Consider the following 13,098-nt stretch of genomic DNA (forward strand, 5'->3'; position numbering starts at 1 on the left):
AATGATGGAATTTCACACACGCAAAGTTATCACGCCGAAGGACCTTAATCCCCACGGAACCCTGTTTGGTGGCCGGGTTCTTGAATGGATCGATGAAGAAGCCTTTATCTTTGCCGCCTGCCAGCTTGACCAGACGAAGCTGGTGACCAAGCTTATGTCGACGGTTAATTTTGTTTCATCGGCGAGCGTCGGTGACATCGTAGAGATCGGCTGTGAAACCCTTAAATTCGGCACATCGTCCATCACGGTAAAATGCTCTGTCCGCCAAAAATCGACCGGGCAAACCATCACCGATGTTGATGAAATTGTCTTTGTCTATGTTGGCGATGACGGACGACCCACCCCCCATGGGGTGACAACACCGTCCTAAATATCGCGCCCTGAGGTGTGAATTTCGGGGTGTCGGGTCATGGTCCAGGCAACCATCACCATAGCCAATACAGCGATCGCCCCCATCAGGTAAAAACTTTGTTCAATGCCGATAAATTCGGCCACCGCCCCCATCATGATCGGGGCACCTACCGATGTCACCCGGTTGGCCGTCGCGCGAAGCCCCATGACCTTGCCATGGGACTCCGTCCCTGCTGATTTCAGCATCAAGCTGATCACCAAAGGCTGATGAACCCCATTCAGTGCCGTGCGCAGGGAAAGCACCACCGCCAACACCACAAAACTTCCAAACAACGGCGTTATGGCAATCAAGATCAGCGCCACAAACACCACTGACCACAGCAACCAATAGGGCCGGAAAAACCGGGCCAGCGGTGCTGCCAAAAGAGAGCCCAGACTGGCCGAAAAAGAAGAAATGGCGATCAAAACCCCGATCAAGGTGCCCGAGATTCCCATCTGATTAAGCCAGACCACATAAAACGTGCCCTGAATGTTGTTTCCCATATGAACCATCATGCCGATGGCCGCCGTAATGGCCACCGTGGGGATGGCCAACAGACGAAAGGCACTGGTGTAATCCGATAAATTTGGCACCAGTATTCGAAACACTGATTTTTTGGGCTCTGAAGGATCAACCACGTCCCCTGCCCCCGAAGATTGCGCGCTATCTTGTCGGGTTAGCGCTGGCAGCATCAGCACCGAGATCACGGCGCCCATGCCCCACGCACTGGCAACCCCAAAGGCTGCGGATGGTCCCGCAATGTCCCAGGCGGCACCGACCAAAAGCGGGCCAACAATGTTGCCGACACGGCTGATGAAGGAAAGCCTGCCCGCATAGATCGCACGGCCCTGCATCAGTTGCCCCACCAAAATTTGCGCGCCAAGCCACCCCATGGAATCGGCAATGCCCCACATCAACTGGAACACGATGATCGCCCAAACAAACGGCATGGTTGGATACAGCAGCGGCGTGATCAGGCCAAGAATGGCAAAGAACATCAAAACCCTTTTGGCCCCGATGCGATCCATCAACACACCAGTATGAATGGAATACAGCAACGGCAACACCGGTCGGCAGCCCAAAACAATCCCAAGAATGAACGGTGAAAGTTCAAGCTGCACCACCCATAACGGCACAATGGTCATGGCCATAAAGTGCATGGTGGTTGAAAACATGCCAACGCCGTATACGGCGCATTGAACGCGCAGGGGAACCTGAGCGCTTTCAATCGACGACATGTTTCAATTCCTTACTGCAAGAATTTTCTGGGAAATTTTTTCTGCATTCCATCTTACGCTTTTTCTGTCTCTAAAACGAAAATTTGGAGAGATTTTTCTATTTAAATTTGACTTGTCCCAGCGCGATGGGATACAGATTTCGAACTTGCTTTTGGTTTCTATGGTGCTTTCGCACTGCAGATGAAATGGGAAGCCGGTGCATTTTCTTCTCAGAATATGTTTTGAAGAGAATAACCCCGGCACTGCCCCCGCAACGGTAAGTGAGTATGGAAACGGCATTTTGCCACTGTGTTTATGGGCTTTTTAGCCAAGAAAACATGGGAAGGCGTCGTTTTTTGGAAGGGTTTTCCCCCATCCGCTCACGAGTCCGGAGACCGGCCATAGCATGTTTGTAGGCATTGCGGAGGGCGATGTCACGGCGCAAGGGCGGGGGTTCTCCGTTCCTGTTTCCGTCTTTTCCTCCACATGTCGTTTGTTAACACTATTTCGCGCGGGGCTGCGCGGAAGGGGGAATTTATGAATACCTTACGCTTACGAATTTTGACGTTTTTGTTTTTGCCACTCATCACTATCCAACCTGCATCTTCTTCTGAACAAACTGAGGCGGTTATTGTTACCGCCACACGCACGGCACAAACCGTTGATGATGCGCTTTCCGCTGTCACAATTATCACCCGCGATGATATTGAACGCCGCCAGGGACAATCGGTAGACGATGTCCTGCGCGGCATCGCAGGATTGAGCATTACCAACAATGGTGGCCCCGGCAAAGCATCCTCAATGCACCTGCGCGGTACCGAAGCCGATCATGTTCTGGTGCTGATCGACGGGGTAAAAATTGGCTCTGCAACGCTGGGCACGGCGGCCTTCCAAGACATTCCCTTAAGCCAGATTGACCGCATCGAAGTGGTTCGCGGCCCCGCATCCAGTCTTTATGGGTCCGAAGCCATTGGTGGGGTTATCCAGATTTTCACCAAAAAAGGCCGGGGCCCGACGCAATATAATTTTGCCGCAGGATTTGGCAGCAACAACACCCAGACCACGTCCATCACGGCATCGGGCGGCGACAAGCGCCATTGGTTCAGCCTTGGTGCCAGCCGAACCGCCACAGACAGCTTTGATTCTTGCGACGGCAATACCGGGGGTGGCTGTTATGCCAATCAACCAGACGAAGATGGCTATCAAAATCTTTCAGGGTCAATCCGCACCGGATATCGGTTTCGCAACGGGGTTGAGGTCGAAGCCCATGGACTTCGGGCAGTCTCTGAAAATGAATTTGATGGATCATCCACCAATGAAAGCGAAAACATCCAGCAAGCCATCGGCGGGAACATAAAGTTTTCACCCATGAAGGCCTGGAAGTTGACCCTGATGGCAGGCCAAGCCCTGGATGCATCGGATAATTTTCTGAACGGTGTTTACAAAAGCACCTTTGACACCACGCGCCAGACCGCCTCTATCCAGAATGATTTTTCTTTTCTATCGAACCACCTGTTCACCCTTGGTGCAGATTTTCTGAACGATACCATCGACAGCACCACCAATTATGATGCCGCATCGCGCGACAACAGTGGTCTGTTCGGCCAGTATCAGGGGAAATTTGGCAATCATGATGTGCAGTTTTCCCTGCGCGGTGACGACAATGAACAATTTGGCCGGGTTGGCACCGGGTCTGCACGGTGGGGGTATCTTTTGCGCAAAGACCTGAAACTCTTTGCTAGTTATGGCACCGCCTTCAAGGCACCGACCTTCAATAATCTTTATTATCCAAGCTATGGCAGTGCCAGCCTTAACCCCGAAAAATCCCGTTCCATGGAGCTTGGGCTTAAGGGTAAATCATCATGGGGAAATTGGGGGCTTAACGTCTATCAAACCGACATAGACCAGATGGTGGTTTATGATTCAGATGTTTCCGGTCCAAACAACATTGATGCGGCACGCATTCGTGGGCTGGAAGCCACCCTGCAAGGAGCGCATCTTGGGTGGTCCTTTGATGTTGCCCTGTCACTGCTTGATCCTGAAAACCGGTCAACCGGATCCAACCGGGGCCATGAACTAGTGCGCCGTGCACGGCATATGCTGCGCCTTGATGCAGATCGCAATATTGGCAAATGGCGTATCGGGGGTACCTTCATGGCCGAAGGCGAACGCTATGACAATTTGACCAATACGCGTTCCATCCATGGCTATGCCACCATCGATTTGCGGGCAGAATATAAATTTATGAAAAACTGGCGCTTTCAGGGGCGCATTGAAAACCTGACTGACACGCAATACCAAACGGCCACCCATTATTTCCAACCCGGTAGAGGTTTCTTTGTAACGCTACGCTATAAATTCGGCCAAGGAGAAACGCCATGACCACGCCAAAGATACCGATGAGCCAGAAAACCATAGAGACCCTGATTTTGGCATTTCTTGCCGCCTTCATGATCGCAACTCGCTTTCATCATTTTGGTGATGCGCTGCATTTGCCAGATGCCTCTCTGGCCATTTTTCTGGCCGCAGGCTTTTACCTGCGGCGCTGGAGATTGTTTATCCCCCTGATCGCCCTTGCTGGCATGATCGATTATCTGGCCATTAATATCGGTGGCGTCAGTGCCTGGTGCATAACGGCGGCTTACGTATTTCTGGTCCCAACCTATGCTGCCATGTGGCATGGCGGGGACTGGTTCAAACGCCACACCCAGATGCAGGGCCGGGTTTCGGGCTCTCGCCTGTTGGTGTTGGCCTTCGTTGTGTTCGTTGCAACATCAACCGCCTTTTTGATCTCCAATTACAGCTTCTATGCTTTTTCCGGGCGCTTTGCTGATATGACGCTGGCCCAATACACTGCCAGTGTTACCAAATACTACCTGCCCTATATGACCACCACGTTTGTCTATGTGGCTGTGGCTGCACTGGTCCATGGGGCAATCAAAACGCTGGCTCGAAACCAAACGGAAAACGCGCATACGGCGTAGAATTTCAACAACGGCCCACAATCAAAAACCCTCCAACCATTTAATAAATAAGGATTATTTTGACATTCGTCAAAGGTGGTTCTCATTCTTTGAGTTTCCTATATCCTGTTGGGAAATCAACGCGCCTGAATAAATGTGCGCGACCTTATGGGAGAGGATGCCGCTAATGGACGGCCAGAACGACAAGCTGCAAAAGCTGGAAGAGGCTATGAAGGCGTTTAACGTCTTTGGCCAATGGCAGGTCGGGGCTAACCGCCCTGAAAATGTGGTCACCGGTCCCAATGGCCAGCGCATTGTCGAACCCTTGCCATCGGGGGTGCCCCATATCTGGCCATGGAAAGACCTTTACCCGTTTCTTGCCAGTTCACGCGAAGCACTGACCGACAGCTTCACCGCAAGACGAAGCTTGATTCTGACCAATCCGGGGCTTGGGCGCGGCACCACCCAGACAATTTTGGCCGGCATCCAATCCATCGGCCCCGGCGAAATTGCCTGGGCCCATCGCCACACCGTCACGGCATTGCGGTTTTGCATCGAAGGCAACAGGCGCGTTTTCACCGTCGTTGATGGCGATGCCTTGATCATGGAACCTTACGACCTGATTTTGACCCCGGGCCAATGCTGGCATGATCATCACAACGAATCCGATCAACCCGCCGCATGGCTGGACGTTCTTGATGTGCCGTTGCTTTTGGCATTAAACCAGAATTTCTACGAAGAACTGGGCCCGGCCACCCAGGAACAAAACGATTCTCAAGCGCCAACATCGCCCCACCTTCGACCCGCATGGAAAACCACAAACACGTCGAGTGTGGGGGCATATCGCTATCCATGGGCCGAAACGCGCGCCCAACTGGATGCCATGGCTGACGGGGACACATCCCCCTATGACGGCGTTGCCCTTGAATACACCAATGCTCAGGGTGGGCCGACGCTGAAAACGCTTAGCTGTTGGGTGCAATTGCTGCCGCCAGGATTTAAGGGTAAACCCCACCGCCACAGTTCCAGCGCCGTCTATTTCGTGATCGGCGGCGAAGGGCGCACGGTTTTGGATGAACAAAACATGGCTTGGGAAAAACATGATAATTTTGTCATTCCCAACTGGACATGGCATGCCCATGAAAACAATTCCAAAACGGAACCCGCCCTTTTGTTTTCCGTCAACGACACGCCCCTTTTACAGGCATTTGATTTTTACCGGGAAGAACCGGAAAATACACTCGCGCGCAACGCGCATCCTTAACAGATAAGAGAGAGAACATGGCTACAAAAACAATCGACCCCAAGGCGTTCAAAGAACTTGAAAGCGAGCTGACGGAATTGGCCAATGACCAGTTCGAAAGCGATGCCTACAAGCGCATGCTGGCAGCGCCGTATACGTTAAAGGGAGCACAGCAATTTTTCATGCAGCACGCCATGTTCAACCTCAATCGTCGCGATTGCTGGGGCTATGTTCTGGCCAAATCGCCCCTGCCGGTTAAAAAGCTGGTCTGGGAACACGAAGAAGAAGAGCTTGATGGTGTGCCCCACCGGGGCGGGCTTAATCATTACGAACTGGCTGTTAAACAGGGCGAAGTGCTGGGTTTGACCCCTGAAGATTATTACAACGCGCCGGTCATGGATGGGACCTACACCTGTTCCATGGCCTGGGCACAACTGGCCCAATCCAGCTCATGGCTTGAATCTTGTGCAGCCTCTTCTGCCCTTGAATATTCCAATTCCGATGACATCATCCGGGAAGGGGCGCTTTCCAGACGCATGGGGGCCAAGCTTGAAAAAGACCTCGGCATTCCCATTCGCAAGCAAGATTCCAATGCCGAACACATGGTTGCCGAATTGGAACACGCCCAGCTGCTTTTAAATGTTGCCAACATGTATGGCGACACGGAACTGGCCCGCGAGCAAATTGTCTCTGGCGCCAAACAAAGCTGGGCCATTGATCGGGTCTTCCGCAATTTCCTTGGGGAACTTCTGGAAAAACACGCAGATTAGGGTTTAGGCCCCGGTGCAATCCGTAATTTCGAGACCATTGCCATCGGGATCGTGGAAATAGACGTGCCTGCCCGGAAATGAATTGTGCTGGGCATCGGGATTGTCGCGTTTGCCTTTGGCTTCCATCAGTTCAACCCCATGGGATTCAAGGCACGTGACCGCCGCGTCATAGGCATCTGCATCAACGATAAACGCATGATGGAAAATGGTGTCGCCGGGGCCATTGGGCGGCACGTGGCGACCGGTTTGGGCCAACACAAAATACGAGCTCCCGGCCTGCATAAATGACATGGTGTGTTTTGAATTCTGGCGCAGCAATTCACAGCCTAGAACATCGCGATAAAAATCCGTCGCCGGATCCAGATTTTTCACACCAATGGTAATGTGCAAAATGCTTTTGGGTTGAATGCCTTGTGTGTCGGTCATCTGTTATCCCCCACTTAAAGGTTCAGGCTTTTGCCTTTGAATCATAAACTGATTCATCAATGTAATCGCCCATCCCTGATTTAGCCCCGTTTTTAGCCAATTCTTCCAGAAAAATGCCATGAATGCGCGGGTCCTGATCTTCGTAATTAATCTGGCAACCGCCTTGCTGGATCGACACATCAACGCCCAAAAAGACATGGCGTTTTTCTTCCGTCAGCGGGTAACGCAAACTGCCCAGCGCAATGGGCATATAGCGCGCGGGCTCAGCGCCTGTATTAAAATGCTGATGGAACATCTGTCCGGGTGGCGCAAAGATAGTGCCGGGATGCCAATCAACCCGGGTGTAATCTGCATCCCCTTCGTACCAGAACAACGAATGGCCCTGGCCTTTCAAAAGCAAAACATGGAAATCCGGGCCGTGGCGATGGCCTTTTTTATACGTGCCCACCGGCATTTCTGAGGTGTGGACATGCATCACCCCATCGGCCAGCGCAAACCGCATGTTTGAACTGCGCGCGCCGCGCTGTTCCCAACCTTCTAATTTAAACCCGGCAACATCGGCCACAAAATTTGTTTCCCACATAAAGCGCCCGGGCTGGGTTTCGATGCGCCGACCTTCGCCTTCAAAATAACTGTCATCGCCCATGCGGCCCTTGAACACGCACGGGTTATCGAAAATGAATGCATCATCATGAAACATATTCATGACCGCCGTCAGGTTGTTGCCGGAAATCAGCCGCGCCTTTTCAGTGCCCGATCCATTGAAATGCTGGTAGCGCGCATTCAGCGGCAGGGCAAACAGGCTGTTTGGACCCCATTCAAAAGAATGCTCTTTTCCCTCCACCTCTATGATCGTGCTGCCGTGGCCCGAAAGAACATAGATCACTTCTTCGTACAGATGTTTCTGGGGCATGCATTTGGCACCCGGTTTCAAATCGATCACAAAGATCGACATGAAATCACCCCGCCCAATCAGATGCACGAACGCCGCATCGGTATCCATCCGTGCCCAATGTCCGGTTTCGACCGTGTGCAAATCGACCCCGAATTCTTCGACAATTGGCACGCCTTCGCCTTTGGCCCATTCGAGATACGGGTCACGCAGAAATTCATCAGACAGTTTCTGGCCCGGTGCCAGTTTTGAATCGGGGGCAATCATTTTTGCAAAAACTCCAGTGTTTCCGCCCATTTACTGCGGACTTCTTCAGCGTAATCGGGCGCAATGGCATTGACCTTTGGAAAATCATCTTTCCAGTGCCAGGGACGCACCGCATAGGCAATCATGCGCGATGTGGTGATGTCATCAATGGCGCGTTTTTCAGGCGACAGGGCCGGGTCAATATGTCCAGTCCAACATCCATCGATAATATCGGTCTGGGTATTGGGGTCCCAACGCGTGGCCATGGCCCACATCACTTCTGCTGGATTAGTGATATCAATATCATCATCCACCACAATCACCATGCGCGTCATATAAGCCCCCGGCCCACATCCCGCTGTGACCAGCCCCGCCATCTTGGCGTGGCCGGCATGCAATTGTTTGATGGACACAATCAAAATAAACCGTGATCCACCACCCGGCAGTTGCCACACGCCCTTGACCTCTGGCACGCCTGCGGCCTCAATCGCATCCCAGAGCGCTGCGACCCTTGGTATCTTGATTTGGCGCCCGGGATAATTGGGTTTTACCGGCGGCTGGCCAAGGATGATCAGATCATCGCGGTGATAAATCGTTTTGACATGAAGAACCGGTTCCGGCCTTTCGTCTGATGCGTAATAACCGGGCCATTCCCCAAAGGGACCTTCGGTACGGGCGTCTTCTTCTGGTAGTGGCATGTAGCCTTCAAACACCAGCTCACCCTCGGCCGGCAGGGGCAGACCGGTAACCTGTCCAGGGACAACCTGTATAGGGCGCCCAATGCGCCCACCAGCCATGGCATATTCTGTATCACCGGACTTTGCCGCAGCGGCAGCCGCCACACCCAAAATCGGGGCCTGGCCCACACAAACCGCCATGGGGCACGGTTTACCCATGGCCCACCATTTGCGCCGGATAACATCACCGTCTTTACCCGGTTCGATAAAGATGCTGAGCGTCGTTTTATCGGCCACCGACGTCCGGTAGGTGCCAAGGTTAACCCAATCGCTGTCGGGGTCTTTAACAATCACCATACATTCGGTGCCAATGTAATCTCCACCGTCTTCTCCATGCCAGCGCGGGGCCGGAAACTTGAGAACATCGACATCCTTCTCAGTCACAACATTTTCAAACAACGGGCCGGTCTTGACCATTTCAGGGGGGATCGGGCTGGATTTTTCCTTTGGCGTTGCCCGGTATGCCTTCACCGCATCAAGGGTAAGGTCGCCCACAATAAATTTTGCCGTGCGCACATTGGACAGGACGCGAAATTTCGGATCAAACCCCGGGATTTTATCAAACAACAAAACCGGGGGATAAAGATGCTCATTGCTCATCTCGAACAGGGCACCCATTTCACGGTCGGTACTGGCACCGGAAACGTGTTCAAGCTCATCTGCTACCTCTGCTTGACGCAGAAACTCCCTGAGATCGGCCATGGCCTCATTTTTATTAATGCCGGAATTTCTTTCCGGTTCAGATTTTTTTACCAACGTGTTTCTCCTGTTTACGCCACTTGTTTGAAATCAAGATGCGGGCAATGCCGCCATCATGTCAGATAGAACCGTCTTCCACACCCGGTCAATAGCCCAGCTTTTACGCAACCCATCCAGAATTTGTTCCATGTCCTGCGCAGTGTGCATGTGATCTTCGGCAATTTCCATCAAGATATGGGCGTGTTTGACATCGGCCACGGCGTGTTCCGCATTGGATGCCTGCGCTTTTAGGGGAATGCCAAGATCACGGTTCATAATCTCGCCGATCCTGCGTGAATTGCTGCCATCTTTTAAAATTTCATCAGAATTAGATAGTTCAAGCGCCGCACATGCCGCCAACGATGTCAGCCATGGGCTTTGAGACGCCAGTTGAAGCCACGCATAACTGCACGTCACAAGGCCATCACAGGGCGGCGTGGTGATAAAATCGTCTGGCGTTAAGCCCAGCAACCCGCCTTCCTTGACGCTGAGGGTGTAGTGATCATCGATGCCATCTTCGGGGCGACCTTCCAGTTCATCACGTTCGTGATCCCAGATTTTCTTTTTCACATCCATCGGCGCCAAGGCCTGCGCATGGGCCCAGCAATCGCGCCGGTTCAGGGTCCAATGGGTGCGCTGGATGATGTAGGTTCTGGTGCGTTCTTTGGTGAATTTCAGGCTGTAAAGATGGGCATAACCGGACGAGCAGACCTGTTCATTGGCCATCATAAATGCCTGGGCTTGTAAATCCGCCAATTCATCTTTATCCGGCATTGATGCGCTCCTGATCTACTTTCCAGCCCTTGGGGCCGGAATGGACTGACCGCCCAAATGTGACATTGTTTCTTCAAAAAACATACCCAGCGCTTTAAGCAGCGGGGTGTCATGCACTGAAAATAAAATGGCACCATCTCCATCAATACTATGGTGGTGATGGGCCCAATTGGGAATGCAAAAACTATCCCCTGCCCCCCAAAATAATTCCCTATCACCAATTTTGGTCCGCCCTGATCCCTTCACCACATGATAAACGGCGCTAGAGGTACGCCGGTTTGGCTTTGTTTCAAACCCCGGCTTCAACCATTGGGCCCAACAACTGAGCGTTGGCAGGACGGGCCCACCGGTGATGGGGCTCACATATTCCACAAATACCCCGTCATCCCCCTCGTCATCATCATGGCCAGCGTACAATTTTTTCTCCATGTCGGCCCAAGCGTAGCGCACCGATGGGGATTTTGGCACATCCAGAACGGGCTGGGTTTCATCGCCAAAGGCTTCGTAAAAGGGCTGGTTCAGTGCCAATACCAAAGGCACATCCAGCACATCAAGCCACACAGCATTGCCGCCCGTCTCATTGTGGTGATCATGCCAGGCCCACCCCGGGGTCAGCACCAGATCATAATTTTCCATAGGCGCCGGTTCGCCATCCACCACTGTGTAAAGATCGCTGTTACCCTTGATGACAAACCGCAAGGCATTGATGGAATGGCGATGGGCCCAGGCCACTTCGCCGGGGCGGATCATTTGCATGCCCATGGCAATGGTGTGGGTTGTGCCCCGGCGTTCCAGATCAGGGTTGGAAAACATCAGGCTGCGCCGTGCGGTAACGCTTTCTGGCATAACAATGCAGGCTTCTTCCAAAAGTGCCGATACATCATCCCAACGCCAAAGCCTGGCACCACCAGCAGGACGCGGGCCATCGGTCACCTGCTGCAAAAACGCATCCGCCTTCCACTGGCCATAAATATTGGCCTTGGACAGTTTTTCATTAAACGCGGCCATTGCATCGTCTGTCGCCATGGCACACATCCCTCCGGCACCGGTTTATTCAAAAAATGAAATGCATTTTGATTTTTAATCTTGCATAATTGCCCCCCCTTGTCTATCCCTGACAGGGGGTAAAACCCGCCAAAAGGGGCCAAAAACAAGGCAAAGACCCCGGCCAAGACAGGGAGAATGCCAGACCAATGGCGAGCAAATCTAAAACGCCTGCGCCCAGTTCAGCGCGAGGCACCAACGACCAGCGCACGGCCGCCATCAGCGACCTGCGCGAATTTTTGCGCATTTCCGAAGAACGGGGTGAACTTCATGTCGTCTCAGGGGCCAATCCAGATCAGGAAATTGGTGCCCTTTATGAACTGAGTTTGGAAAACCCATATCCACCGGTTTTATTGTTCGAAGACATGGTCGGTTGTGATGCCAATTCGCGCATCATCATGAATGTCCGCGCATCCCGTTTAATGGTCGGCGATGTAAACATGGATGCGGTTCGCGAATACCGGGCCACCCGGGACAACCGCAAGGTCGAACCCATTGAACCCGAACTGGTCAAAACCGGCCCTGTTTTTGAAAATAGTATGGCCGGCGATGATGTCGATATCTTCCGCTTTCCCCGCCCCATCTGGCATGCCGAAGACGGCGGGGCATATCTTGGCACCGAATGTGTGGTTTTAATGCGCGACCCTGATTCTGATTGGGTCAATGTTGCCACCTACCGCACCCAGATTCACGACAAGCGCACCATCACCGTGTTTACGGAACCCGGCAAACATGGCGATGTCATCCGACGCAAATATTGGGCCCGGGGTGAACATTGCCCCGTAGTCGTGTGCTTTGGACAGGCCCCGATTTTAGGCAGTGTCGCGCGCGTTGGCTATCCCCAGGGGGTGTCTGAACTGGCCATCGCCGGGGGCCAAATCGGTCGTGCCATCAAGATCGTCGAAGGCCCTCAAACCGGCATCCCGATCCCGGCCGATGCCGAAATTGCCTTTGAAGGCGTAATGCCACCGCCCGAAGAAGAAACCCGTGTTGAAGGCCCGTTTGGGGAATGGCCCGGATATTATTCTTCCGGAATGCGCCCCGAACCCGTGGTTCGGGTTGGGGCTATTTATCACCGCACCGATCCTATCATCATTGGCCAACCCCCGGTTCGCCCAACCTATCCCGGACGCCACACCCATATTGCCGGTTCTGCCGCCCTTTGGGATGCATTGGAAGCCGCAGGCGTGCCTGGCATTACCGGGGTTTGGAAAATGCCCGCAGGCGGCACCCGCTTTATCAATGTGGTTTCAATCAAGCAATTGCACGCAGGCCACGCCAAAATGGCCGGGTTGGTGGCAACCGGTGCGGGCCCTGCCGCCTTCATGGGACGGATGACCATCATCGTGGATGATGACATCGACATCACCAATCAGGCAGAAGTGATGTGGGCCATGGCAACACGATGGGACCCCAAAACCCAGACCGATATTATTGACGGGTGTTGGTCTGGCTATCTTGACCCAACGATCGATCCCGTGAAACGGGAAGCTGGCAACATGACCAACAGCCGCATCATCATAAGTGCGGTCCGCCCATGGCACTGGAAAGATGATTTTCCGAAGGTCAATGCAATTTCCCCGGAATATGCCGCAGAAATTCGCAAAAAATGGAAAAACACTCTCAAATTTTTAAACGCCTAAAAAACCCAAAAAGG

General features: G+C 52.9%; 11 protein-coding genes, 1 pseudogene and 1 riboswitch. Of the genes and pseudogenes, 6 read left to right on the forward strand and 6 right to left on the reverse strand.

Annotation, left to right across the window (positions count from 1 at the left end; all coding sequences use genetic code 11):
- Positions 1-4 precede the first annotated feature (4 nt).
- Entirely contained in the window at positions 5-370 is a 366-nt protein-coding gene (locus tag HOJ08_03780; GenBank protein ID MBT5672559.1) for an acyl-CoA thioesterase, read from the forward strand.
- Here the strand turns inward: HOJ08_03780 and HOJ08_03785 are convergent.
- Positions 367-1,629, reverse strand: a complete 1,263-nt coding sequence (locus tag HOJ08_03785) for an MFS transporter (GenBank protein ID MBT5672560.1) — start codon at positions 1,627-1,629, stop codon at positions 367-369. The two genes, HOJ08_03780 and HOJ08_03785, sit on opposite strands and share 4 nt — an antisense overlap.
- Before the next feature lie 135 nt (positions 1,630-1,764).
- Positions 1,765-2,027, forward strand: a riboswitch (cobalamin riboswitch).
- 118 nt (positions 2,028-2,145) lie between these two features.
- Between HOJ08_03785 and btuB the strand changes: the two genes are divergently transcribed.
- The 4 genes from btuB to HOJ08_03805 all read left to right on the forward strand — a co-directional run bounded on the left by btuB (position 2,146) and on the right by HOJ08_03805 (position 6,584).
- The gene (btuB, locus tag HOJ08_03790; protein MBT5672561.1) at positions 2,146-3,990 is read left to right on the forward strand and encodes a TonB-dependent vitamin B12 receptor; all 1,845 of its coding nucleotides are present in this window, start codon (positions 2,146-2,148) and stop codon (positions 3,988-3,990) included.
- Positions 3,991-4,007: 17 nt separating this feature from the next.
- Positions 4,008-4,592, forward strand: a complete 585-nt coding sequence (locus tag HOJ08_03795) for a hypothetical protein (protein ID MBT5672562.1) — start codon at positions 4,008-4,010, stop codon at positions 4,590-4,592.
- A 166-nt stretch (positions 4,593-4,758) separates the two neighbouring features.
- A complete protein-coding gene (locus tag HOJ08_03800) occupies positions 4,759-5,835 on the forward strand; it encodes a cupin domain-containing protein (protein MBT5672563.1) in 1,077 nt (358 codons plus the stop codon).
- 17 nt (positions 5,836-5,852) lie between these two features.
- Positions 5,853-6,584 (forward strand): hypothetical protein, encoded by a 732-nt coding sequence (locus HOJ08_03805; GenBank protein MBT5672564.1) that lies wholly within the window; start codon positions 5,853-5,855, stop codon positions 6,582-6,584.
- A gap of 3 nt (positions 6,585-6,587) precedes the next feature.
- Here the strand turns inward: HOJ08_03805 and HOJ08_03810 are convergent, their stop codons facing one another.
- From HOJ08_03810 to HOJ08_03830, 5 genes and pseudogenes are all read right to left on the reverse strand, one after another.
- Complete coding sequence (locus HOJ08_03810; protein MBT5672565.1) at positions 6,588-7,010, reverse strand: hypothetical protein; 423 nt, start codon at positions 7,008-7,010, stop codon at positions 6,588-6,590.
- 103 nt (positions 7,011-7,113) lie between these two features.
- Positions 7,114-8,115, reverse strand: a pseudogene (locus tag HOJ08_03815) (hypothetical protein).
- 50 nt (positions 8,116-8,165) lie between these two features.
- Positions 8,166-9,641 carry a UbiD family decarboxylase gene (locus HOJ08_03820; GenBank protein ID MBT5672566.1) on the reverse strand — a complete coding sequence of 492 codons (1,476 nt, stop codon included), beginning with the start codon at positions 9,639-9,641 and terminating at the stop codon, positions 8,166-8,168.
- A gap of 33 nt (positions 9,642-9,674) precedes the next feature.
- Entirely contained in the window at positions 9,675-10,397 is a 723-nt protein-coding gene (locus HOJ08_03825) for a hypothetical protein (protein MBT5672567.1), read from the reverse strand.
- A gap of 15 nt (positions 10,398-10,412) precedes the next feature.
- The gene (locus HOJ08_03830; GenBank protein MBT5672568.1) at positions 10,413-11,423 is read right to left on the reverse strand and encodes a cupin domain-containing protein; all 1,011 of its coding nucleotides are present in this window, start codon (positions 11,421-11,423) and stop codon (positions 10,413-10,415) included.
- Positions 11,424-11,590: 167 nt separating this feature from the next.
- On the opposite strand from HOJ08_03830, the gene HOJ08_03835 reads away from it, so the two are divergent.
- Positions 11,591-13,084, forward strand: coding sequence for a UbiD family decarboxylase (locus HOJ08_03835; GenBank protein MBT5672569.1), 1,494 nt, complete (start codon positions 11,591-11,593; stop codon positions 13,082-13,084).
- Positions 13,085-13,098: the final 14 nt, after the last annotated feature.

It is taken from the genome of Rhodospirillales bacterium (assembly GCA_018666775.1).
Lineage (GTDB): Bacteria > Pseudomonadota > Alphaproteobacteria > SMXQ01 > SMXQ01 > JABIXC01.

What these genes read in the sequence shown, in the direction of transcription:
- HOJ08_03785 (MBT5672560.1), bottom strand. Translation starts at nt 1,629, where the DNA reads ATGTCGTCGATTGAAAGCGCTCAGGTTCCCCTGCGCGTTCAATGCGCC.
- HOJ08_03780 (MBT5672559.1), top strand. Translation starts at nt 5, where the DNA reads ATGGAATTTCACACACGCAAAGTTATCACGCCGAAGGACCTTAATCCC.
- btuB (MBT5672561.1), top strand. Translation starts at nt 2,146, where the DNA reads ATGAATACCTTACGCTTACGAATTTTGACGTTTTTGTTTTTGCCACTC.
- HOJ08_03805 (MBT5672564.1), top strand. Translation starts at nt 5,853, where the DNA reads ATGGCTACAAAAACAATCGACCCCAAGGCGTTCAAAGAACTTGAAAGC.
- HOJ08_03800 (MBT5672563.1), top strand. Translation starts at nt 4,759, where the DNA reads ATGGACGGCCAGAACGACAAGCTGCAAAAGCTGGAAGAGGCTATGAAG.
- HOJ08_03830 (MBT5672568.1), bottom strand. Translation starts at nt 11,423, where the DNA reads ATGGCGACAGACGATGCAATGGCCGCGTTTAATGAAAAACTGTCCAAG.
- HOJ08_03825 (MBT5672567.1), bottom strand. Translation starts at nt 10,397, where the DNA reads ATGCCGGATAAAGATGAATTGGCGGATTTACAAGCCCAGGCATTTATG.
- HOJ08_03835 (MBT5672569.1), top strand. Translation starts at nt 11,591, where the DNA reads ATGGCGAGCAAATCTAAAACGCCTGCGCCCAGTTCAGCGCGAGGCACC.
- HOJ08_03810 (MBT5672565.1), bottom strand. Translation starts at nt 7,010, where the DNA reads ATGACCGACACACAAGGCATTCAACCCAAAAGCATTTTGCACATTACC.
- HOJ08_03795 (MBT5672562.1), top strand. Translation starts at nt 4,008, where the DNA reads ATGAGCCAGAAAACCATAGAGACCCTGATTTTGGCATTTCTTGCCGCC.